The following is a 22918-nucleotide window of genomic DNA, read 5'->3' as shown; positions in this document are numbered from 1 at the left end:
AGAGGGTTAGGGTGAGGGCATCAGGCCGCACTGATGCCTCCTCCCCCGTCCTCCTCCCCCAATAAATTCCGTCATGGTGAGCTAACCTTAACAACCCTGTGGCAAGGTGACGTCAATTTCATCAAAGGGGATTCGTGATGTTAAACGCCTGGCACCTTCCGGTTGCCCCATTTGTTAAGCAAAACAAAGACAACCTTGTGATTACGCTCTGGCTGGCAGGGGAAAATCAGCCTGAACGTGTGACCCTGCGCGCCGAAGTGGATAACGAAGAGACATCGCTGAAAATGCACAAGGTGCGCAGCCAGCCTCAGCCTGGTATTACGGCGTGGCGGGCGAATATCGATTTGCGCAGCGGACAGCCGCGTCGCCGCTACGGCTTCAAGCTGCTGTGGAACAACCGCCAGCTGTGGTTTACCCCGCAGGGCTTCAGCCGTTTCCCTCCGGCCAGGCTGGAGCAGTTTGCCGTGGATCACCCGGATAACGGCCCGCAGTGGGTTAACGATCAGGTCTTTTACCAGATTTTCCCGGACCGCTTTGCGCGCAGTGAAAAGCGCACCGCCGACCAGGACAAGGTTTATTACCATCATGCGGTCGGTCACGACATCATTCTGAAAAAATGGGACGAGCCGCTGACCGCCCAGGCGGGGGGATCGACCTTTTACGGCGGCGATCTCGACGGTATCAGCGAAAAACTGCCGTACCTGAAAAAGCTCGGCGTGACGGCGCTGTACCTGAACCCGGTGTTTAAAGCGCCAAGCGTTCACAAATACGATACGCAGGACTACCGCCACGTTGACGAGCAGTTTGGCGGTGACGAGGCGCTGCTGCGGCTGCGCCACAACACGCAAAAAGAAGGTATGCGCCTGATCCTTGATGGCGTGTTCAATCACAGCGGTGATTCTCATGCGTGGTTCGACCGCCACAATCAGTCGATGGGCGGCGCATGCCATAATCCGGATTCCCCCCAGCGTGACTGGTACAGTTTTGACGAGAATGGCCGCGCCCTGGACTGGCTGGGCTACCCGAGTCTGCCGAAGCTCGATTTCCAGTCGTCAACGCTTGTGAATGAAATCTACGGCGGCGAAGACAGCATCGTGCGCCACTGGCTGAAAGCGCCGTGGAATATGGACGGCTGGCGGCTGGACGTGGTGCATATGCTGGGTGAAGCAGGCGGGGCGCGGAATAACCTTCAGCATGTCGCCGCCATTACCCGGTCGGCAAAAGCGGCCCGGTCGGAAGCATTCGTCTTCGGGGAGCACTTTGGCGACGCGCGTCAGTGGTTGCAGGCAGATGCAGAAGACGCGTCGATGAATTATCGCGGCTTCACCTTCCCGCTGTGGGGCTTCCTCGCTAACACCGATATCTCTTACGATCCGCAGCATATTGACGCCGAAACCTGCATGGCGTGGATGGAGAACTATCGCGCTGGCCTGTCTCATCAGCAGCAGCTTCGGATGTTTAACCAGCTCGACAGCCACGATACCGCGCGCTTTAAATCGCTGCTGGGTAAAGATGTGGCGCGTCTGCCGCTGGCGGTGACCTGGCTTTTCACCTGGCCGGGCGTGCCGTGCATCTATTACGGAGATGAAGTGGGGCTGGACGGTAACAACGATCCGTTCTGCCGCAAAACCTTCCCATGGGAGCCTGAAAAGCAGGATCAGGATCTGTTCAGCCTGTACCAGCGTATGGCGACACTACGCAAGCAGAGCCAGGCCCTGCGCTACGGGGGCTGTCAGGTGATGTACGCCCAAGATAATGTGGTGGTATTTGTCCGCGTCTACAACCAGCAGCGTGTGCTGGTGGCGATCAACCGGGGCGAGGCGTGTGAAGTGGTGCTGGAAGATTCACCGCTGCTGGCCGGTAAAACGTGGAAGAGCAAAGAGGGGAAAGCGACGTTACAGGAGAGCGTGCTCACGCTGCCGGCGATCTCCGCTACGGTCTGGTTCGGCAGCTAAGCGCAGGCAGCATGGTTTTCACCTTTTAGATGGCGCAAATGCAACTATTTGTGTCAATCTTAACGGATCTTTTACGGTGAAGGTGGAAACATGGACGAGCTTTACATCCTTGGCTGTTTGTTCCTGGTTTTTGCGCTGGTCGTGGCCCCCGTGCTTGCGGTGATAGGCTTTAATCGAAGCACGGCGGCGCGGCAGGAGATCGCCCGGCTTCGCCAGCGCATTGAGGCGCTTGAGCAGCATGGTGTAGCTGAGAAAGCGCCGGAGCCGGTGCAGACCGCCGCGCCAGTGGAGACACCAGTGCCGGTGCCAGAGGCCGTTAACGCACCTGTCGATCCCTGGCGTCCCGAACCGCCCGTCACTGAAGCAGAACCTGCGCCTGTCCCGGCGGCAAAACGGCCTTCCGCCTTTGGCGGCATCCTGTCCTCGCTGACGCGCTGGTTTATGCAGGGCAATCCGCTGGCAAAACTGGGGATTGTACTGCTCTTCCTCGGCCTCTCTTTCCTGCTGCGCTATACCGTTGAACATTCACTGTTTCCGCTTGAGCTGCGTCTTGCCGCCACGGCGCTGTTTGCCATGGGTCTGCTGGCCGTTGGATGGCGGCTGCGGCACAGGCAGCGGATCTACGCGCTGATCCTCCAGGGCGGGGCGACCGGCGTGCTTTACCTGACCGTCTTTGGCGCATTCCGGCTGTGGCAGATGCTGCCGATGACGCTGGCGTTTGCGCTGCTGGTAGTGATTTGCGCGGCGAGCGTCGGGCTGGCCGTGCTGCAAAAGGCGCTGAGCCTTGCCATGCTGGCGAGCCTGGGCGGATATCTTGCGCCGCTGCTCCTGTCTACCGGGGGCGGTAGCTTTGTGGCGCTGTTCTCCTTCTATCTTCTGCTCTCCATCGGCATTCTCGTCATCAGCATCTGGCAGCACTGGCGCGAGCTCAACCTGCTCGGGCTGTTCTTCACGTTTGGCGTTGGCGGAGTGTGGGGGCTGAGCGACTACCAGCCTGAAAACTATGTTATCTGTCAGCTGTTCCTGATTGCCAATACGCTTATTTTTGGCGTGTTTAGCGTAGCGCTGTCGCTGCGGGCGCAGGAAAAAGGCAAACAGATTATTGACGGCGTACTGCTGTTTGCACCGCCGCTGATTGGTTTTGGGATGCAGTACGGCATGACGTCGCACTGGACGTACGGCCCGGCGCTCAGCGCGCTGGGTTATGGTGCGTTTTATCTCTCACTGGCGTTCCTCGCGCTGCGACGTTACCCCTCCATTGGGCGACCACTGATTATGGCGGCGCTGGCGATTGGCGGCGGGTTTGCCACGCTTGCCATTCCGCTGGCGCTTTCGGCGCGCTGGACGGCGATGGCCTGGGCGCTGGAGGGGCTGGGTATCCTCTGGCTGGGCGTGCAACAGCAGCAGCGGCGTATGAGCTATAGCGGGACGGCGCTGCTGGTGCTGGCGCTCGGCAGCGCGATATGGGCGCAGATGGACGGCGTCACCTCCCTGAGCCTGCTGCTTATTTTCGCAGTGCTCAGTCTTTGCTGGCTGGCTGCGGCCTGGCTGTGGCAGAAAATCGTGCTGTCGGGCAGTTGGGCGCTGCTGGTCGGTGGGCTGCTGTTCTGGTTAGTGGCGCAACTGGGTGCGTCGCAACTGATCCTCAAGACAGAATTATCGGTTCTGGCGGGCGTGCTGGCGCTGACGGCGGTGTCGGCCTGGGGATGGCGGCAGGCTGCCGCTCGTCTGGCATGGCGGGAGCTGGATGCCAGCAAATGGCTGCTGTGGCCGGTGATGCTGCTGATGGTGCTTTATCAGGTCTGGCAACAGCAGATCCTGGCAGCCGGCTGGGCAAATCTGGCATGGGCTATTGCGCTGCCTGCCGCCCTGATGATGCTGCGGCGCGACGAAGATAAACTTCTTCCGCGCATCGCAATGGGGCTGCATCTGTCGCTGTTGTGGATGATTTTACTCGCCATGGCCGCTGAGCTTTACTGGTTTGCCCGCTCCCTGCCATGGGGCATGGCGGCCTGGGGAAGCGGCATTGCGATGGCTGTCGGCGGTGGGGTGATTATGGCGCTCTCCGCGGCCGTACGGCGTCGCGGGTGGCCGTTCCGGGTATGGCCTGCGCTCTACGCCTGCCTTGCCATGATCCCTGTGGTTGTGGCGCTGGTGGTATTGCTGGTCGTGACTAATTTCCAGGACGGGGTGGTCTATCGACAGACCTGGCTGCCGCTGGTGAACCCGCTTGAGGAAGGGGCGGCGTTCGCGCTGCTGGGGCTGGTGGTGTTTTATCGGGCAGTGGATCGCCACTATCCGGCATCGCTTGCTCAGTCCCGACCGTGGCCCGCCGTTGTGCTGATGGCGCTTGGCTTCTGGTGGCTAAACGGCGCGCTGCTGCGCGCGCTGGCGTGGTACGGCGAGGTGGCCTGGAATATGGAGTCGCTGTGGCATTCGCGGCTTATCCAGACCACCTTTGCCCTGTTCTGGATGTTCTGCGCGCTGGTGGTCATGATCCGCGCCACCCGTCAGGCTTCCCGTCAGCAGTGGCTTGCCGGTGCGGTGCTGCTGGGGGTGGTCATGCTCAAACTGATGCTGGTGGACAGCGCGGGCGGTGGCGGCCTGGCGCGTGCTGTCGCGTTTATTGGCGTGGCGATCCTGGTCCTGATTGTGGGCTATTTCTCGCCGCTACCGCCTAAAGCAGGAGAAGAAAAATGAAATGGATGAATGCGGTTGTTTGTGCGGCACTGCTGGCCGTGGCCGGTCCGGCATTCAGCGAGGGCGCGCCGGTGGAATCCCCGCGGGATTATGCCTATGGCCTGTCCCTTGATACCTCTGCCTCTTCGCCGTGGTATCGGGTCATGCTGCCGCTGGCGGTTTATCAGCAGAGCACATCGCCCGATCTGCGCGACGTGCGCGTGTTTAATCAGTCGGGCGAGCCGGTACCGTTCAGCCTGGTTACCACGACGCGTCCGCAGCCAGCACCGACCACCACGGCGCTGCGCCTCTTTGCGCTTAACGCCTCGACGGGCGGGGAAGAGGGCAGTGGCGATAAAATTATATTACGTGCCAGAAACGGCGTGGAGATTGTGCTGGAAGGGCAACACGCGGCGGCTGCCGGACAGCATTATCTGCTGACCCTGCCGGAAAACGCGACGGAGGTTCCGCTCTCTCAGCTCCAGCTTTTCTGGGACACGCCGCAGGGCTCGTGGCAGGGGACGGCATCGGTCTATTACAGCGAGGATCTGAAAAACTGGTATACCCTGCGCGAAGAGATGCCCCTGCTGGACGTGATGAGTGGACAGGATCGCCTGAAGCTCGACCGCATCGATACCGATCTGGTGTTATCTCCTGAGGCGAATCGCTATCTGCTGCTGGTGCTGAACACGGGGCGTTCAGCCCTGACGTTAACCGGCGTCAACGCGATTAACGCTCCTGCGCAGCCGGAATCAGAGCACATTAGCCTGGCGGGAGAGGGGGAGCGGCTATCCGATAGCGAAGCCGTGTGGCGCTGGACGCATCCGCAGCCTCTGAGTGCGATCGCCTTCATGCTGAATGGCGACGGCGTTCTCCCGGCAGAAATAGCCTGGCGGGGGGCGGACAAGGATCGGTGGCATACGCTGAAAAAAGAGGTGATCTACCAGCTCGGCGGCAAAACGTCTGAACCTGTTCCGCTCCCGGGCGGGCTGGTCGAGGTGGTAAAAATCAAGACCTACAATGCCCGTTTGCCAGAGAACCTGCCGGGCGTGATCGGGCAACGCGTGCGCTATGATCTGGTGTTCAACGCGCAGGGGAAGGGGCCGTATCTGCTTGCGTGGGGGAACGGGGCTGCGAAACCGGCAAGCGTGGAGACGGATATGCTGATCCCGACCGAACTGCGTAAAACCTACGCTCTGGCAGCCCTGCCGATGGCGGATACGCTGGAACCTGTCCCGCTGGGCGGCGAGGCGCGTTTAACCGCGACGTCTGCGGCTGAGCAGGAAAGCAGAATGAAAACGCTGATGGTCTGGGGCGTACTGATCGTCGGGGTGATGGTGCTTGCGGGTATGGCATGGCGCATCTGGCGCGAGGTAAAAAAAGACGGCGCAGCATAAGCCATAAAAAAACCCGCGTAGTCGCGGGTTTTTTTCGTAAACCGTGCCGATTACAGGCTGGATACGTTCTCAGACAGGTATTTAGCTACGCCGTCTGGGGAAGCCGCCATACCTTCTTTACCTTTTTCCCACTGAGCCGGGCACACTTCACCGTGCTCTTCGTGGAACTGGAGCGCGTCAACCATGCGCAGCATTTCGTCAATGTTACGACCCAGCGGCAGATCGTTCACAACCTGGTGACGAACGATGCCGTTCGCGTCGATCAGGAAAGAACCACGCAGCGCAACGCCAGCGTCCGGATGTTCGATACCGTAAGCCTGCTGGATTTCGCGTTTGATGTCCGCAACCATCGCGTATTTCACCGCACCGATGCCGCCGTTTTCGACAGGGGTGTTACGCCATGCGTTATGTACAAATTCAGAGTCGAAGGAGACGCCAACCACTTCCACGCCACGCTTCTGGAATTCTTCGTAACGTTTGTCGAACGCGATCAGCTCAGACGGGCAAACGAAAGTGAAGTCCATTGGCCAGAAGAACAGAACGGTCGCTTTACCGTTGGTGTGCTGTTTGAAGTTGAAGTTTTCAACGATTTCACCGTTGCCCAGAACGGCGGCAGCTGTAAAATCCGGAGCCGGACGAGTTACCAGAACCATATGATTCTCCTGTAGATACTAAGGTTATTTGGAACGCAACGCGGGCCAGTATAGAGGCAGCGCGGGAATAAGACAAAGAGGTGGTAACAATCGTTCCACCAGCTTTTACCTATCAATCGAACCGGCATCACAGTTCTTTATTTTTCGCCTGCGCCATCATGCGCGGGTAGAACTGCCAGAAGCGCGTCTCCAGCGCGTCATAATGTTCGTCCAGGTCGTGCCAGGAGTCGCGCAGCGCGTCCAGACGCGGTCGACGGCTGGCCATGCCGTTGAGCACGTTCTGAATGAAATCCATCTCGCGGTAACGCTCCAGCCAGCGTTCAGACCACAGATAGTTATTCAGATTCACAAAGCGCGGTGGGGAGTCCGGCAAAATGATCGACACCTGCGCGTGGGCGTAGCGCACAAACTCAGGCAGCGACATATCAGGCGACAGCAGGGACCAGTGGCGCGACAGGAAATGATCCCACATGACGTCGAGCGTGATCGGCGCCACGCGTCGCGTTTCGGGGCGGAACCAGGCTTTGGCTTCCGTCACTTCCGGCAGGTTATCGGTCAGCACGTCGATGCGGCGGTGCATAAAAATCCCGTCGATAACCTCGGGGGAATAATCTTCCGCGGGGTTGCCGCGTACGAAATCGGCCAGCAAATTGCCGGAGAGGGAGCTGTCCGCGAGGTGAGCGAGATGCAGGTGAGCGAGAAAATTCATGCGTTTTATTTGTCCGGTGGCGGCTAGTTGTTGCAGCAAAAGGGTGTGAGCACTAGACTATGCCGCCTGTTTTTAAGTCACGAGTATACGTCATGCGCGTCGCCGATTTCTCCTTTGAACTACCTGAATCCCTGATTGCTCACTACCCCATGCCTGAGCGTAGCAGCTGTCGCTTGCTGTCACTGGACGGGCCAACGGGCGCGCTGACGCACGGTACTTTCACCGATCTGCTCGACAAGCTCAACCCTGGCGATCTGCTGGTCTTTAACAATACCCGCGTGATCCCAGCGCGTCTGTTTGGCCGTAAAGCCAGCGGCGGCAAGATTGAGGTGCTGGTCGAACGTATGCTCGATGATAAACGTATTCTGGCACATATTCGCGCATCCAAAGCGCCGAAGCCGGGCGCTGAACTGCTGCTGGGTGATGACGAGAGCATCAAAGCGACCATGACCGCGCGTCACGACGCGCTGTTCGAGGTGGAGTTCAACGACGAGCGCACGGTGCTGGATATCCTCAACGCCATCGGCCACATGCCGCTGCCGCCGTACATTGAACGCCCGGATGAAGAAGCCGACCGCGAGCTGTATCAGACCGTCTACAGCCAGAAGCCTGGCGCAGTGGCGGCGCCAACGGCGGGCCTGCACTTTGATGAACCGCTGCTGGAAAAGTTGCGCGCCAAGGGTATTGAGATGGCCTTCGTGACGCTGCACGTCGGCGCGGGGACGTTCCAGCCGGTGCGCGTGGACAGCATCGAAGACCACATCATGCACTCTGAGTATGCCGAAGTGCCGCAGGAGGTTGTGGATGCGGTGCTGGCGGCGAAAGCGCGCGGTAGCCGCGTCGTGGCCGTCGGTACAACGTCGGTACGTTCCCTTGAGAGCGCTGCGCAGGCCGCGAAAAAAGAGCTGATTGAGCCCTTCTTTGGCGATACGCAGATCTTTATCTACCCGGGCTATCAGTACAAAGTCATTGATGCGCTGGTGACCAACTTCCATCTGCCTGAATCGACGCTGATTATGCTGGTCTCCGCGTTTGCGGGGTATCAGCATACGATGAACGCCTACAAGTCTGCGGTAGAACAAAAATATCGCTTTTTTAGCTACGGTGACGCGATGTTTATCACGTACAATCCGCAGGCTTTGAATGAGCGTGTCGGGGAATAAGTCCGCGGCACCGTGTTACAACGTTGGACTGTTTTTCTGACGTCGGAGAAAAAATGAAATTTGAACTCGATACCACCGATGGCCGCGCGCGTCGCGGTCGCCTGGTGTTTGATCGCGGCGTGGTAGAAACCCCCGCGTTTATGCCTGTGGGCACGTACGGCACCGTAAAAGGAATGACGCCGGAAGAAGTTGAAGCCACTGGCGCACAGATTATTCTCGGCAACACCTTCCACCTGTGGCTGCGTCCAGGCCAGGAGATCATGAAGCTCCACGGCGATCTGCACGACTTCATGCAGTGGAAAGGCCCCATCCTCACCGACTCCGGCGGTTTCCAGGTCTTCAGCCTGGGCGATATCCGTAAGATCACCGAGCAGGGCGTACACTTCCGTAACCCGATCAACGGCGATCCAATCTTCCTCGATCCGGAAAAGTCTATGGAGATTCAGTACGATCTCGGCTCCGATATCGTGATGATCTTCGACGAATGTACGCCATACCCGGCGGACTGGGACTATGCCAAACGTTCCATGGAGATGTCCCTGCGTTGGGCGAAGCGTAGCCGCGACCGTTTTGACTCCCTGCAAAACAAAAATGCGCTGTTCGGCATTATCCAGGGCAGCGTTTACGAAGATTTACGCGATATCTCGGTTAAAGGTCTGGTAGAGATAGGCTTTGATGGCTACGCTGTCGGCGGTTTGGCTGTGGGTGAGCCGAAGGAAGATATGCACCGTATTCTGGAGCATGTCTGCCCGCAAATCCCGGCGGATAAACCACGATACCTGATGGGTGTGGGTAAACCAGAAGATCTGGTGGAAGGCGTACGTCGCGGCATTGATATGTTCGACTGCGTTATGCCAACCCGAAACGCACGTAACGGTCATCTGTTCGTTACCGATGGCGTGGTGAAAATCCGTAACGCGAAGCATAAGAGTGACACCAGCCCGCTCGATTCCGAGTGCGATTGCTATACCTGTCGCAATTATTCTCGCGCGTATCTGCATCATCTCGATCGTTGCAACGAGATTTTGGGGGCGCGTCTCAATACCATTCATAATCTTCGTTATTATCAGCGCTTAATGGCTGGTTTACGTAAGGCTATCGAAGAGGGTAAATTAGAGAGCTTCGTGACCGATTTCTACCAACGTCAGGGGCGGGATGTTCCACCGTTGAACGTTGATTAATTTTAATAATGAGGGAATTTGAATGAGCTTTTTTATTTCTGATGCGGTAGCAGCAACGGGTGCACCAGCGCAGGGCAGCCCGATGTCTCTGATTCTGATGCTGGTTGTGTTCGGTCTGATCTTCTACTTCATGATCCTGCGTCCACAGCAGAAGCGTACTAAAGAGCACAAAAACCTGATGAACTCCATCGCGAAGGGCGATGAAGTCCTGACCAATGGTGGCCTGGTGGGTCGCGTAACCAAAGTAGCGGAAAACGGCTACATTGCTATCGCCCTGAACGACACCACTGAAGTGGTTATCAAACGTGACTTCGTAGCTGCCGTTCTGCCGAAAGGCACCATGAAGGCGCTGTAATCCCAACTTTTCCCAAAGGGAACTGCCGTGTTAAACCGTTATCCTTTGTGGAAGTACATCATGCTGGTCGTCGTGATTATCGTCGGCCTGCTGTACGCGCTTCCCAACCTGTATGGTGAGGATCCGGCCGTTCAAATCACTGGCGCGCGCGGTGTCGCCGCCAGTGAGCAAACGCTGATCCAGGTCCAGAAAACGTTACAAGAAGAAAAAATTACCGCTAAGTCTGTGGCACTGGAAGAGGGCGCAATTCTTGCTCGCTTCGACACCACCGACACGCAGCTCCGCGCACGTGAAGCGCTGATGGGCGTGCTGGGTGATAAATATGTCGTGGCGCTTAACCTTGCTCCTGCAACCCCACGCTGGCTGGCTGCGCTGAACGCAGAGCCAATGAAACTGGGTCTTGACCTGCGTGGCGGCGTTCACTTCCTGATGGAAGTGGATATGGATACCGCGCTCGGCAAGCTACAGGAACAGAATATCGACAGCCTGCGCAGCGATCTGCGCGATAAAGGCATTCCGTACACCACCGTACGTAAAGAAGATAACTACGGCATGAGCATCACGTTCCGCGACAGCGCGGCACGCGATCAGGCTGTGACCTATCTGTCTCAACGTCACCGCGATCTGGTGATCACCTCTCAGGGCAGCAACCAGCTGCGTGCGGTAATGACCGACGCGCGTCTGAGTGAAGCACGTGAGTACGCCGTTCAGCAGAACATTAACATTCTGCGTAACCGTGTAAACCAGCTGGGCGTGGCTGAGCCACTGGTACAGCGTCAGGGTGCTGACCGTATCGTGGTCGAACTGCCAGGTATCCAGGATACCGCCCGTGCGAAAGAGATTCTGGGCGCGACGGCGACTCTGGAGTTCCGTCTGGTTAACGCCAACGTTGACCAGGCTGCTGCGGCTTCAGGCCGTGTGCCGGGCGATTCCGAAGTGAAACAGACCCGCGAAGGCCAGCCGGTTGTGCTGTACAAACGCGTGATCCTGACCGGTGACCATATCACCGACTCCACTTCAAGCCAGGATGAGTACAACCAGCCGCAGGTTAACATCTCGCTGGACAGCGCAGGTGGCAACATCATGTCTAACTTCACCAAGGACAACATCGGCAAGCCGATGGCGACCCTGTTCGTGGAGTACAAAGACAGCGGTAAGAAAGATGCCAATGGCCGTGCTGTGCTGGTGAAAGAGGAAGAGGTGATTAACATCGCCAACATCCAGTCTCGTCTGGGTAACAGCTTCCGTATTACCGGTATCAGCAACCCGAACGAAGCGCGTCAGCTCTCTCTGCTGCTGCGTGCCGGTGCGCTGATTGCGCCAATTCAGATTGTTGAAGAGCGTACCATCGGTCCAACCCTGGGTATGCAGAACATCAAGCAGGGTCTGGAAGCGTGTCTGGCCGGTCTGGCGGTGTCCATCATCTTCATGATCTTCTTCTATAAGAAGTTCGGCCTGATTGCGACCTCCGCGCTGATTGCCAACCTGGTGCTGATCATCGGTATCATGTCCCTGCTGCCGGGGGCGACGCTAACCATGCCGGGTATCGCGGGTATCGTTCTAACCCTTGCGGTGGCGGTCGACGCCAACGTACTGATAAACGAACGTATTAAAGAAGAGCTGAGCAACGGTCGTTCTGTACAGCAGGCGATTGAAGAAGGCTACAAAGGGGCGTTCAGCTCCATCTTCGATGCGAACGTAACAACACTGATTAAGGTTCTTATCCTGTATGCAGTGGGTACTGGCGCGATCAAAGGCTTTGCGATTACTACCGGTATCGGTGTCGCAACGTCGATGTTTACCGCTATTGTCGGCACCCGTGCCATCGTGAACCTGCTGTACGGCGGCAAGCGCGTCAAAAAGCTGTCTATCTGAGGAGTGCGTTGTGGCACAGGAATATACTGTTGAACAATTGAACCACGGCCGTAAAGTCTGGGACTTTATGCGCTGGGACTACTGGGCCTTCGGCATTTCAGGTTTTCTGCTGATCTTGTCCATCGTCATTATGGGCGTGAAAGGCTTTAACTGGGGTCTGGATTTCACCGGTGGTACGGTGATCGAAATTACCTTGGAAAAACCGGTCGATATGGACCAGATGCGTGAGTCTCTGCAAAAAGCGGGCTTTGAAGAGCCGCTGCTACAGAACTTCGGCAGCAGCCGCGACATCATGGTGCGTATGCCGCCGGTACACGATGCCAACGGCAGCCAGGAGCTGGGCAGCAAGGTCGTTCAGGTTATTAACGAAACGACCAGCCAGGATGCAACGGTTAAGCGTATTGAGTTTGTCGGCCCGAGCGTTGGTGCTGACCTGGCACAGACCGGTGCGATGGCGCTGCTGGTGGCGCTGATCTCGATTCTGATTTACGTCGGTTTCCGCTTTGAGTGGCGACTGGCGGCAGGCGTGGTTATCGCTCTGGCGCACGACGTGGTGATCACCATGGGCATACTGTCTCTCTTCCACATTGAGATTGACCTGACGATTGTGGCATCCCTGATGTCCGTTATCGGTTACTCACTGAACGACAGTATCGTGGTATCTGACCGTATTCGTGAAAACTTCCGTAAGATCCGTCGCGGCACGCCGTACGAAATCTTTAACGTGTCGTTGACCCAGACGCTGCACCGTACGTTGATCACCTCCGGCACCACCCTGATGGTGATCCTGATGCTGTTCCTGTTCGGTGGCCCGGTGCTGGAAGGCTTCTCGCTGACCATGCTGATCGGTGTGTCAATCGGTACGGCCTCGTCTATCTACGTCGCGTCCGCGCTGGCGCTGAAGCTGGGCATGAAGCGCGAGCATCTGATCCAGCAGAAAGTCGAGAAAGAAGGGGCGGATCAGCCGTCCATCCTGCCGTAAGAGTCTTATGCGGTATCGAAATCCCGGCCTGCTGGCCGGGATTTTTTTTGTCTACTCCTGACAGTATGCATACCGCTGCTTCCGGCTCGACAGGTGCCTCAATATTGTGCAGACGGAGAGACGCTTTAGCGAAAGTGCGGACAGAGCTCTGGCAGATTTTTTGCGGAAGGTGAAGCAGTAAAAAGCCGGGTGGCGGCTACGCCTTACCCGGCCTACATTCGGATCGTAGGCCCGGCAAGCGCAGCGCCACCGGGCGAAGTCCGCACAGGTTAGAAGTTGTAACCCACGACCAGGTAACCACCCCAACCGGTAGAGCGAACGCTGAAGTCGCCGTTGCCGAAGTTCAGGCTGGCGTCGTCGTTCCACTGGCCACCGTTGTGCCAGTAACGCGCAACAACAGAGTAGTGCCAGTGATCGTAGTTCAGCGCCAGAATGTGGCTGGAGGCGATGGAGTTACTGGTACGAGCATGCTTCCCGTTGTTGTCATAGAAGTTATCGTCGCCCAGGTCTGAACCCCAGTCAAAGTTGGTGAAGCCGATATAGCTCAGGTTACCGCCCCACAGCTGAGTGATTGGCACAAAGTATTTCACTTTGAAACGGTAGCCATCCCACTCGTTCTCATTTGATGCGCCATAGTTCTGCCACTGGTATTTCGCATACACGTTCAGTGACAGGCTCATTGGCAGGCCGGTTTCGATGTCAGTACCCAGACCCATATACCAGGTGCTCTGTTCCTGAGAATCGTTGCGACCCATGTCATAGATGTAGTTGTTCGCGAAGTACCACTCTTTGAACGGACCAAACGCCAGGCTGGTGCCGGTCAGTTTGTCGATAGAGAAACGCGGTTCGATTTCCATGAACAGCGGGGAGCCATTGTTCCAGATACCTTTCGCATCGGAGTTACCGCCGAAGAATACCGGCAGATCGACGTAGCCGTAGAAATCAAACCAGTCTTTCTTGGCAAACGCTTCGTATTCCAGGTAGGTATCGTTGCGGATCTGCGGCCCGAAACGGGTGTGGTAGCTGCCTACCACGTTAACGCTCTGGTGCCACCAGTCGGAGAGATATTGTGGTTTGTCGTTTTCCGCTGCGTTAACAGTGAAAGAGGAGGACAGTGCCAGCACGGCGCCAGCTGCGAGTAATGTTTTTTTCATAATCATGCCACTGATTGAAATTCCCTTCCGGGAGTGAAAAATGCGCGAATTGCGTTTCTAAATATTTCGTGTTTCTGCGGAGCCTATTATAGGAATCCTTGCTCACAAAAATATGTGTTGTTTCACATATCTCTCACATACGTAATCGATTGCGTTCACGTTTGCGTACTTTAAACGGCCGGGATTGTAGCGGCAATCATTTATGTTGCCAATCCATACGAAATGTAAATGTTAGCGGAGTGACATTTCACTCCGCTAAAAGGGCGGGTTATTGCGCGGCAGGTTGAATGTCGTGAATGCGGATAAAGCCCAACTGTTCTGGCGTCAGTCCGCTCAGCTGGAGCGGGATATCAACATCGCTCGGTGCCAGCGTGCTGGCGGGGGCGGTGAAGAGCTGATTCTTCACATTCACCTCCTGATAGCTCTCCGTGGTGCCCTGAATCTGGCCCCACTCTACGGTGCCGCTGAAGGCGGGAAGCGGATCGTTGGATTCACCCTGAATGCGTAATGTTGCGCGCGTACCATCGGCATTCGCTGCAACATTCACCAGAGACATCCTTAGCGTGCCAATCTGGCTGTTCAGACGCGCGGGCGTGTTTGCGCCCGGCAATAAATAAACGCCATTGCTGGATTTGGCATTCAGCGCGTTCTGCTGGGTGATCTTCACGGTTTCTTTATTAAGTTTGTCCATCGCCACATTGAGCGTATTCACGCTTTGTTTCATCTCGCGAACTTCACTTTGCTGTGCGCAGGCGCTGAGCGTGAACAGGCTCCCAACCAGCACTATTTTCAGGTAACGTCTTGTCATTGCGTTTAATTCCTTGAAATCACACATTGCTGCAATGGTAGACAGGATAGTGGCGTCAGGCATAGATCCTTTGTCTCAAAAAGCTCTTCCTTTGTTGTCGGGCCAGTTCAGGGTAAAATAGAAATCAGTTAACCAGATAACAGGGACATCGTATGCATTGCCCATTTTGCTCCGCTGTGGATACCAAAGTCATCGACTCACGTCTTGTAGGCGAAGGGTCTTCCGTGCGTCGTCGTCGGCAGTGCCTGGTGTGCAACGAGCGTTTTACCACCTTCGAGGTGGCAGAGCTGGTAATGCCGCGCGTGGTAAAAAGTAACGATGTGCGCGAACCGTTCAATGAAGAAAAACTGCGTAGCGGGATGCTCAAGGCGCTGGAAAAACGGCCCGTCAGCTCCGATGACGTCGAAATGGCGTTAAATCATATTAAATCTTATCTGCGGGGGCTAGGTGAGCGCGAAGTGCCGAGCAAAATGATCGGTAACCTGGTGATGGAACAGCTGAAAAAGCTCGATAAAGTCGCCTATATTCGCTTCGCCTCCGTTTACCGCAGCTTCGAAGACATTAAAGAGTTTGGCGAAGAGATCGCCCGCTTACAGGATTAAGCCTATGCAGGACGAGATGTACATGGCGAGAGCCATGAAGCTGGCGCAGCGCGGTCGGTTTACCACTCACCCTAACCCTAATGTCGGGTGCGTCATTGTTAAAGATGGCGAGATCGTGGGTGAAGGTTTTCACTACCGCGCAGGCGAGCCGCACGCTGAAGTGCATGCCCTGCGCATGGCGGGGGAGAGGGCGCGTGGCGCGACGGCCTACGTGACGCTGGAGCCATGCAGTCATCACGGGCGCACGCCTCCGTGCTGCGAAGCACTGATTGCGGCGGGAGTCTCGCGCGTTGTCGCCGCCATGCAGGATCCTAACCCGCAGGTGGCGGGCCGCGGGCTGTATCGTCTGCAACAGGAAGGGATCGACGTCAGTCACGGCCTGATGATGCAGGATGCCGAAGCCATCAACAAAGGCTTCCTGAAGCGTATGCGCACCGGTTTCCCGTTTATCCAGCTTAAGCTTGGCGCGTCACTGGATGGCCGCACGGCGATGGCGAACGGCGAGAGCCAGTGGATCACCTCGCCACAGGCAAGGCGCGATGTGCAACGTCTGCGCGCACAAAGCCATGCTATTCTCACCAGCAGTGAAACGGTGCTGGCTGACGATCCGGTCCTGACCGTGCGCTGGGATGAGCTGAATGCGGATACCCAGGCACTCTATCCGCAGGAGAACCTGCGTCAGCCGCTGCGCATTATTATTGATAGCCAGAACCGCGTGACGCCGGAGCACCGCATCGTGCAGCAGCCGGGGGAAACCTGGATTGCCCGCACCAAAGAAGATACGCGCGAATGGCCGCAAGGCGTGCGCAGCATTATGGTGCCGGAACACAACGGGCATCTCGATCTGGTGGTGCTGATGATGCTGCTGGGTAAACAGCAGGTCAACAGCATCTGGGTTGAAGCCGGTCCGACGCTCGCCGGCGCGCTGCTCCAGGCAGGGCTGGTGGATGAGCTTCTGGTCTACGTTGCGCCTAAACTGTTAGGTAACGACGCGCGCGGCCTGTTTGTGCTGCCCGGCCTTGAAAAACTGGCCGATGCGCCGCAACTCTCATTCAGCGAGATTCGTCCGGTAGGCCCGGATGTCTGCCTCCATTTAACGACAGCGTAATTGCTCCTGAAATAGGGAAGCAGTGCGCAAAGTATTATGATAAAATCCGCCCCCCTGCGGGGCCAAATGAACCCGTAAAGGAAGAGTATGAACATTATTGAAGCTGCTGTAGCTACCCCGGACGCTCGCGTCGCCATCACCATTGCGCGTTTCAACAACTTCATCAACGACAGCCTGCTGGAAGGTGCGGTTGACGCCCTGAAACGTATCGGCCAGGTTAAAGATGACAACATTACCGTCGTTTGGGTACCAGGTGCTTACGAACTGCCACTGGCAGCGGGCGCGCTGGCGAAAACCGGTAAATACGACGCGGTGATTGCACTGGGTACTGTTATTCGTGGCGGCACTGCGCACTTCGAATACGTTGCGGGCGGTGCAAGCAATGGTCTGGCGCACGTTGCACAGGATGCTGAAATTCCTGTCGCGTTCGGCGTACTGACTACCGAAAGTATTGAACAAGCCATCGAACGTGCTGGCACCAAAGCCGGTAACAAAGGTGCAGAAGCTGCACTGACCGCGCTTGAAATGATCAATGTATTGAAAGCCATCAAGGCCTGATTTTTTTGTAAGGGGAATTCCGTGAAACCTGCTGCTCGTCGCCGCGCCCGTGAATGTGCCGTCCAGGCACTTTACTCCTGGCAGTTGTCCCAGAACGACATCGCTGATGTTGAATACCAGTTCCTGTCAGAACAGGACGTGAAAGACGTTGACGTTCTGTACTTCCGTGAACTGCTGTCGGGAGTGGCGACTAATAGCGCGTATCTCGATGGTCTGATGAAGCCATACCTGTCCCGTCTGCTCGAAGAGCTGGGCCAGGTCGAAAAAGCAGTGTTGCGTATCGCGCTGTTTGAGCTGTCTAAACGTGATGATGTGCCGTACAAAGTGGCCATCAACGAAGCGATCGAACTGGCAAAAACCTTCGGCGCTGAAGACAGCCACAAGTTTGTAAACGGCGTGCTGGATAAAGCCGCACCTGCGATCCGTCCCCACAAAAAGTGATCCGCAAACCGGAGTCTTGCATTGCCTTTTTGGCAGTGCGGCTCCGGTTTTTTCTTTTATTTGCTGAGGCATAACGTATGGCATGCGGCGAATTCTCCCTGATTGCCCGTTATTTCGACCGTGTCAGAACCTCTCGTCTTGATGTTGAAACCGGCATTGGCGATGACTGCGCACTTCTCAATATTCCCGAAAAACAGACGCTGGCAATCAGCACCGACACCTTAGTATGTGGGCGTCACTTCCTGCCCGATATCGATCCTGCCGACCTGGCGTATAAGGCTCTGGCGGTAAACGTTAGCGATCTGGCGGCAATGGGCGCCGACCCGGCCTGGCTGACGCTGGCTCTGACCCTGCCGGAGGTGGATGAAGCCTGGCTTGAAGCCTTCAGCGATGCCCTGTTTGAACAGCTGAATTATTACGATATGCAGCTGATTGGCGGTGATACCACCGCCGGGCCGCTGTCGATGACCCTGGCAATCCACGGCTATGTGCCAGCGGGGCGCGCGCTGAAGCGTTCGGGCGCAAAACCGGGCGACTGGATCTACGTGACCGGTACGCCGGGGGATAGCGCGGCCGGGCTGGCGATCCTTCAGAACCGTTTAGCAGTTGAAGATGCTGACGATGCGGCGTACCTGGTGAAGCGCCACCTGCGGCCCACACCGCGTATTTTGCACGGTCAGGCGCTGCGCGAGCGGGCCAGTTCTGCTATCGATCTCTCTGACGGGCTGATCTCCGATCTCGGCCATATCCTGAAGGCCAGTGGCGTGGGCGCACGGATCGATCTGGATCTGTTCCCACTGTCAGAGCCGTTGCGTCGCCATGCCGAGCCTGAACAGGCGCTGCGCTGGGCACTATCCGGTGGGGAAGATTATGAGCTGTGCTTTACCGTTCCCGAGCTGAATCGCGGGACGCTGGATGTGGCGTTAGCGCATCTGGGGGCGAAATTTACCTGCATCGGGCAGGTTATGCCGGAAAGTGAAGGGCTGCTGTTTGTCCGCGGCGGCGCCCCGGTTACGCTTGACTGGAAAGGGTACGATCACTTCGCGTAATTTTGTGCGCTCTGTATTGCCGGGTGGCGCTGCGCTTACCCGGCCTACGGATTTTGTTCCCTGAATTGTTTATTTAAACCCTACCACCGGATGTTGCTGATACGGCGTCTCCAGCTCGGCAATCTGCTCCGGCGTCAACGATAAGTCCACCGCACTCAACAACTCGTCCAGCTGTTCTTCCCGCGATGTGCCCACAATCGGCGCGGCGACACCGCGCTTGCTCAGCAGCCACGCCAGCGCTACCTGCGCGCGCGTTGCACCGATATCGTCGGCGATCCCGGCTAATCGTTCGGCAATTAACGCATCGCTGGCTTCTGTATCGTCATACAGATTTTTACCTACTTCATCCGATACCAGCCGGGCGGTAGTTTCACCCCACGGACGGGTTAACCTTCCGCGCGCCAGCGGGCTCCACGGGATCACCGCCACGCCTTCCTGGTAGCAGAGCGGCAGCATCTCGCGTTCTTCTTCCCGGTAAATCAGGTTGTAGTGATCCTGCATAGTGACAAAGCGCGCCCAGCCGTTCTGCGCCTGGAGATCGAGCGCCTGAGCAAACTGTGAGGCATGCATGGACGATGCGCCGATGTAGCGCGCTTTACCGGCTTTCACGACGTCGTTCAACGCTTCAAGCGTCTCTTCGATCGGCGTGTTGTAATCCCAGCGGTGAATTTGCAGCAGGTCGACGTAATCCATGTTCAGGCGTCTGAGGCTGTCATCAATGGAGCGCAGGATCTGCGCGCGAGAAAGGCCTTCCGCCAGATCGCCTGACGGGTAATACACCTTGGTGGCGACCACAATCTCATCCCGACGGGCAAAATCTCGCAGGGCGCGGCCCACAATCTCTTCGCTGCTGCCGTCGGAGTAGCTGTTGGCGGTATCGAAGAAGTTGATGCCGCCGTCAATGGCGCGCTTAATGATAGGGCGGCTGCTCTCTTCCGGCAGCGTCCAGGCGTGATTTCCCCGGTCAGGCTCGCCAAACGTCATGCAGCCCAGGCAAAGCCGGGACACCTTGAGGTCTGTTTTTCCTAATGTCGTGTATTGCATGGTTCCGCTCCTGCTGTTTAAACAATACGTTTAAGCATAGCAGGAGCAGAAAAGGGGAGGGATCAGGCCAGCCAGGTGCGGATTTTAGCTTCGATACCGACGGCGTCCAGGCCAATGTCGGCGCGCGCCTCGTCCTGAGTGCCTTGCGGGATGAAGTGGTCCGGCAGGCCGAGATTAAGCACCGGAACGACTTTACGGTTCGCCATCAGCACTTCGTTCACGCCGCTACCCGCGCCACCCATGATGGCGTTCTCTTCCAGCGTGACCAGCACCTCATGGCTTTCCGCCATGCTCAGAATCAGAGATTCATCGAGCGGCTTCACAAATCGCATATCGACGAGCGTCGCATTCAGGGTTTCAGCGACTTTTGCCGCTTCCGGCATCAGCGTACCAAAGTTCAGGATCGCCACTTTTTCACCGCGACGTTTCACCAGACCTTTACCGATATCCAGTTTTTCCAGCGGCCGTAATTCAACGCCAAGGGCATTGCCGCGTGGATAACGTACCGCACAGGGACCGTCCTGATAGTGGTAACCGGTATACAGCATCTGACGACACTCGTTTTCGTCGCTTGGCGTCATGATCACCATGTCCGGGATGCAGCGCAGGAAGGAGAGGTCAAATGCGCCCTGGTGCGTCTGGCCGTCAGCCCCCACGATGCCCGCACGGTCGATAGCAAACAGCACCGGCAGCTTCTGGATGGCAACGTCATGGATCACCTGATCGTAGGCGCGTTGCAGGAAGGTAGAGTAAATCGCTACCACCGGCTTGTAGCCGCCAATCGCCAGGCCCGCTGCGAAGGTCACCGCGTGCTGCTCGGCAATGGCAACGTCGAAATACTGGTCCGGGTACTTTTTGGAGAACTCGACCATGCCGGAGCCTTCACGCATGGCAGGCGTCACCGCCATCAGCGTGTTGTCTTTCGCCGCCGTTTCGCACAACCAGTCGCCAAAGATTTTTGAGTAGCTCGGCATTCCGCCGCTGCTTTTCGGCAGACAACCGCTGGTATGGTCGAACTTGGGCACCGCGTGGAAGGTGATTGGATCTTTTTCCGCCGGTTCGTAACCACGCCCTTTTTTGGTCATGATATGCAGGAACTGCGGGCCTTTCAGGTCGCGCATGTTTTTAAGCGTCGTCACCAGACCTAACACATCGTGGCCGTCCACCGGGCCAATATAGTTAAAGCCCAGCTCTTCAAACAGCGTACCCGGCACGACCATGCCTTTGATATGTTCTTCGGTACGCTTAAGCAGCTCTTTGATCGGCGGTACGCCCGAGAAGACTTTTTTCCCGCCTTCGCGCAGTGAGGAGTAAAGCTTACCGGACAGCAGCTGCGCCAGATGGTTATTCAGCGCGCCGACGTTCTCGGAGATCGACATTTCGTTATCGTTGAGGATCACCAGCATGTCCGGTTTGATATCGCCCGCGTGGTTCATGGCCTCAAAAGCCATCCCGGCGGTGATCGCCCCGTCGCCAATCACGCAGACGGTACGGCGTTGTTTATTCTCTTTTTCAGCGGCAACGGCAATACCAATGCCCGCAGAAATGGAGGTGGAAGAGTGGCCGACGCTTAACACGTCAAACTCGCTCTCGCCGCGCCACGGGAACGGATGCAGGCCGCCTTTCTGGCGAATGGTGCCAATCTTATCGCGACGTCCGGTCAGAATTTTGTGCGGATAGGCCTGGTGGCCAACATCCCAGATCAGCTGATCGAACGGCGTGTTATAGACGTAATGCAACGCCACGGTCAGCTCAACCGTGCCAAGTCCGGAGGCGAAGTGGCCGCTGGAGCGGCTAACGCTGTCGAGCAGGTAGCGACGCAGCTCGTCACACAGCTTCGGCAGACTCTCTTTCGGCAACAGACGTAACTCCTGAGTGGAGTCAACTAACGCCAGTGTCGGGTATTTGGCAATATCAAAACTCATCAAAGGCTCATCGAGATATATAGTTTATTTATTACGCTGGATTATGTAGTCCGCTAGCGCTTCCAGTGCCGAGGTATCCAGCGATTGCGCGGCCAGCTCATTCAGTGACCGGCGGGCATCGTCTATCAGATCCCGGGCTTTACGTTGGGCATGCTCAAGGCCCAACAGGGCGGGGTAGGTACTTTTGCCAAGCTGCTGATCCGCACCCTGACGTTTTCCCAATGTTGCAGTATCGCCCACCACATCCAGAATGTCATCCTGAACCTGGAATGCCAGACCGATACTTTCTGCGTATCTGTCCAGAACCGGCAGGGCTTTACGCCCGCGTTCACCCGCGCTCAACGCGCCCAGACGAACGGCTGCCCGAATCAGGGCGCCCGTTTTGTGACGGTGGATGCGTTCCAGCTGTTCCAGAGTCACCTGACGACCTTCAGCCTCTAAATCCAGCGCCTGGCCGCCGCACATCCCGGCGACGCCGCTGGCCATTGCCAGTTCGGACACCATTGCCAGACGATCGCGATCGCTCACTTCAACCATCGGCGCATCGCTCAGAATAGAGAACGCCAGGGTTTGCAGCGCATCACCCGCCAGAATGGCATTCGCTTCGCCGAACTTAATGTGGCAGGTCGGCTGACCGCGACGCAGATCGTCGTCGTCCATGGCCGGCAAATCATCGTGGATCAGCGAATAGGCGTGGATACACTCCACAGCGGCTGCCGGGGCGTCCAGCGTGTTATCGCTGATACCGAACATATTGCCCGTGGCATACACCAGGAACGGACGCAGGCGTTTACCCCCCAAGAGTGCGCCATAGTGCATGGCTTCAACCAGAGGAGTGTTCTGAAAAGGCTGCGGCTCAATGAAACGGCGCAGCGCGTCGTTGGCGCGGATGACGCGCGCCTGAAGCGCGTTGGAAAAATCCATTTACTCGGCGTCCGGTGTGAATGGCGTGGTTTTAGCGTCTTCGCTGTCGGAAAGCAGGATCTGCACACGCTGCTCGGCCTGCTGGAGTTTTACCTGCCCCTGGCGCGCGAGCTGCACGCCGCGTTCAAATTCGTTGAGCGCGTCTTCCAGCGGGAGATCGCCGCTCTCAAGACGGGTAACGATCTGCTCCAGTTCACTCAGCGCAGTTTCGAAACTGGCCGGTGCGTCGTTTTTCTTCGGCATAGTGAATTGACTCTTAAATTTTTCGCCCTGACATGGTAACGGACTCGGGGCAATTATCAAATAACGCGAGTGGCGCGATGGTGGTATACTTGCGCGCCTGGATGCAGCCACGG

The 22918-nt window shown here is 57.0% G+C and carries 21 protein-coding genes and 1 pseudogene; 14 read left to right on the top strand and 8 right to left on the bottom strand.

What is annotated here, in order from left to right; all coding sequences use genetic code 11:
* Positions 1-137: 137 nt before the first annotated feature.
* From malZ to AC4OVS_RS17465, 3 genes are all read left to right on the top strand, one after another.
* Positions 138-1955: a maltodextrin glucosidase gene (gene malZ / locus AC4OVS_RS17475; RefSeq protein WP_063137854.1), complete on the top strand. Its 1818-nt coding sequence runs from the start codon at positions 138-140 to the stop codon at positions 1953-1955.
* Positions 1956-2045: 90 nt separating this feature from the next.
* A complete protein-coding gene (locus AC4OVS_RS17470) occupies positions 2046-4655 on the top strand; it encodes a DUF2339 domain-containing protein (protein ID WP_491922595.1) in 2610 nt (869 codons plus the stop codon).
* On the top strand, positions 4652-6031 hold the full coding sequence (locus AC4OVS_RS17465) for a DUF3999 domain-containing protein (RefSeq protein WP_491922594.1): 1380 nt from the start codon (positions 4652-4654) through the stop codon (positions 6029-6031). Before AC4OVS_RS17470 ends, AC4OVS_RS17465 begins: the two co-directional genes overlap by 4 nt.
* 50 nt (positions 6032-6081) lie before the next feature.
* Here AC4OVS_RS17465 and AC4OVS_RS17460 read toward each other — a convergent pair whose 3' ends face one another.
* Both AC4OVS_RS17460 and acpH read right to left on the bottom strand, forming a co-directional pair.
* Complete coding sequence (locus tag AC4OVS_RS17460) at positions 6082-6684, bottom strand: peroxiredoxin C (RefSeq protein WP_003859113.1); 603 nt, start codon at positions 6682-6684, stop codon at positions 6082-6084.
* Between the two features lie 127 nt (positions 6685-6811).
* The gene (gene acpH, locus AC4OVS_RS17455; protein ID WP_038415474.1) at positions 6812-7393 is read right to left on the bottom strand and encodes an ACP phosphodiesterase; all 582 of its coding nucleotides are present in this window, start codon (positions 7391-7393) and stop codon (positions 6812-6814) included.
* A gap of 92 nt (positions 7394-7485) precedes the next feature.
* Between acpH and queA the strand changes: the two genes are divergently transcribed.
* The 6 genes and pseudogenes from queA to AC4OVS_RS17425 all read left to right on the top strand — a co-directional run.
* A complete protein-coding gene (gene queA / locus AC4OVS_RS17450) occupies positions 7486-8556 on the top strand; it encodes a tRNA preQ1(34) S-adenosylmethionine ribosyltransferase-isomerase QueA (protein ID WP_022647221.1) in 1071 nt (356 codons plus the stop codon).
* Positions 8557-8609: 53 nt separating this feature from the next.
* A complete protein-coding gene (gene tgt, locus AC4OVS_RS17445) occupies positions 8610-9737 on the top strand; it encodes a tRNA guanosine(34) transglycosylase Tgt (RefSeq protein WP_003859110.1) in 1128 nt (375 codons plus the stop codon).
* A gap of 22 nt (positions 9738-9759) precedes the next feature.
* Positions 9760-10092 (top strand): preprotein translocase subunit YajC, encoded by a 333-nt coding sequence (gene yajC / locus AC4OVS_RS17440; RefSeq protein WP_003859109.1) that lies wholly within the window; start codon positions 9760-9762, stop codon positions 10090-10092.
* Positions 10093-10119: 27 nt separating this feature from the next.
* The gene (secD, locus tag AC4OVS_RS17435) at positions 10120-11967 is read left to right on the top strand and encodes a protein translocase subunit SecD (protein ID WP_032621613.1); all 1848 of its coding nucleotides are present in this window, start codon (positions 10120-10122) and stop codon (positions 11965-11967) included.
* 10 nt (positions 11968-11977) lie between these two features.
* Positions 11978-12949, top strand: a complete 972-nt coding sequence (secF, locus tag AC4OVS_RS17430; RefSeq protein ID WP_003859105.1) for a protein translocase subunit SecF — start codon at positions 11978-11980, stop codon at positions 12947-12949.
* Between the two features lie 70 nt (positions 12950-13019).
* Positions 13020-13130 (top strand): annotated as a pseudogene (locus AC4OVS_RS17425) (DNA-binding transcriptional regulator); the annotation flags it as partial.
* A gap of 88 nt (positions 13131-13218) precedes the next feature.
* On the opposite strand, the gene AC4OVS_RS17420 reads toward AC4OVS_RS17425, so the two are convergent.
* Positions 13219-14103, bottom strand: coding sequence for a nucleoside-specific channel-forming protein Tsx (locus AC4OVS_RS17420; protein WP_032621817.1), 885 nt, complete (start codon positions 14101-14103; stop codon positions 13219-13221).
* Positions 14104-14371: 268 nt separating this feature from the next.
* Positions 14372-14911, bottom strand: a complete 540-nt coding sequence (locus tag AC4OVS_RS17415; RefSeq protein WP_022647224.1) for a SadB/YajI family lipoprotein — start codon at positions 14909-14911, stop codon at positions 14372-14374.
* 152 nt (positions 14912-15063) lie between these two features.
* Here AC4OVS_RS17415 and nrdR point away from each other — a divergent pair, with 152 nt between their 5' ends.
* From nrdR to thiL, 5 genes are all read left to right on the top strand, one after another.
* On the top strand, positions 15064-15513 hold the full coding sequence (gene nrdR, locus AC4OVS_RS17410; protein WP_003859099.1) for a transcriptional regulator NrdR: 450 nt from the start codon (positions 15064-15066) through the stop codon (positions 15511-15513).
* A 4-nt stretch (positions 15514-15517) separates the two neighbouring features.
* Entirely contained in the window at positions 15518-16621 is a 1104-nt protein-coding gene (gene ribD / locus AC4OVS_RS17405; RefSeq protein ID WP_022647225.1) for a bifunctional diaminohydroxyphosphoribosylaminopyrimidine deaminase/5-amino-6-(5-phosphoribosylamino)uracil reductase RibD, read from the top strand.
* A gap of 87 nt (positions 16622-16708) precedes the next feature.
* The gene (gene ribH / locus AC4OVS_RS17400) at positions 16709-17179 is read left to right on the top strand and encodes a 6,7-dimethyl-8-ribityllumazine synthase (protein WP_003859098.1); all 471 of its coding nucleotides are present in this window, start codon (positions 16709-16711) and stop codon (positions 17177-17179) included.
* A 21-nt stretch (positions 17180-17200) separates the two neighbouring features.
* Complete coding sequence (gene nusB / locus AC4OVS_RS17395; protein WP_006809908.1) at positions 17201-17620, top strand: transcription antitermination factor NusB; 420 nt, start codon at positions 17201-17203, stop codon at positions 17618-17620.
* Between the two features lie 77 nt (positions 17621-17697).
* Positions 17698-18669: a thiamine-phosphate kinase gene (gene thiL / locus AC4OVS_RS17390; protein WP_046620562.1), complete on the top strand. Its 972-nt coding sequence runs from the start codon at positions 17698-17700 to the stop codon at positions 18667-18669.
* Between the two features lie 69 nt (positions 18670-18738).
* On the opposite strand, the gene AC4OVS_RS17385 is transcribed toward thiL, so the two are convergent.
* The 4 genes from AC4OVS_RS17385 to xseB all read right to left on the bottom strand — a co-directional run bounded on the left by AC4OVS_RS17385 (position 18739) and on the right by xseB (position 22805).
* On the bottom strand, positions 18739-19713 hold the full coding sequence (locus AC4OVS_RS17385; RefSeq protein WP_032624758.1) for an aldo/keto reductase: 975 nt from the start codon (positions 19711-19713) through the stop codon (positions 18739-18741).
* Between the two features lie 62 nt (positions 19714-19775).
* The gene (gene dxs / locus AC4OVS_RS17380) at positions 19776-21638 is read right to left on the bottom strand and encodes a 1-deoxy-D-xylulose-5-phosphate synthase (RefSeq protein WP_022647228.1); all 1863 of its coding nucleotides are present in this window, start codon (positions 21636-21638) and stop codon (positions 19776-19778) included.
* A gap of 24 nt (positions 21639-21662) precedes the next feature.
* Complete coding sequence (gene ispA / locus AC4OVS_RS17375; protein ID WP_038415485.1) at positions 21663-22562, bottom strand: (2E,6E)-farnesyl diphosphate synthase; 900 nt, start codon at positions 22560-22562, stop codon at positions 21663-21665.
* Positions 22563-22805: an exodeoxyribonuclease VII small subunit gene (xseB, locus tag AC4OVS_RS17370; RefSeq protein ID WP_003859094.1), complete on the bottom strand. Its 243-nt coding sequence runs from the start codon at positions 22803-22805 to the stop codon at positions 22563-22565. It abuts the gene before it with no gap.
* Positions 22806-22918 lie beyond the last annotated feature (113 nt).

It is taken from the genome of Enterobacter sp. 4974935, from assembly GCF_058661735.1.
This window is presented reverse-complemented; position numbering and strand designations above follow the sequence as displayed.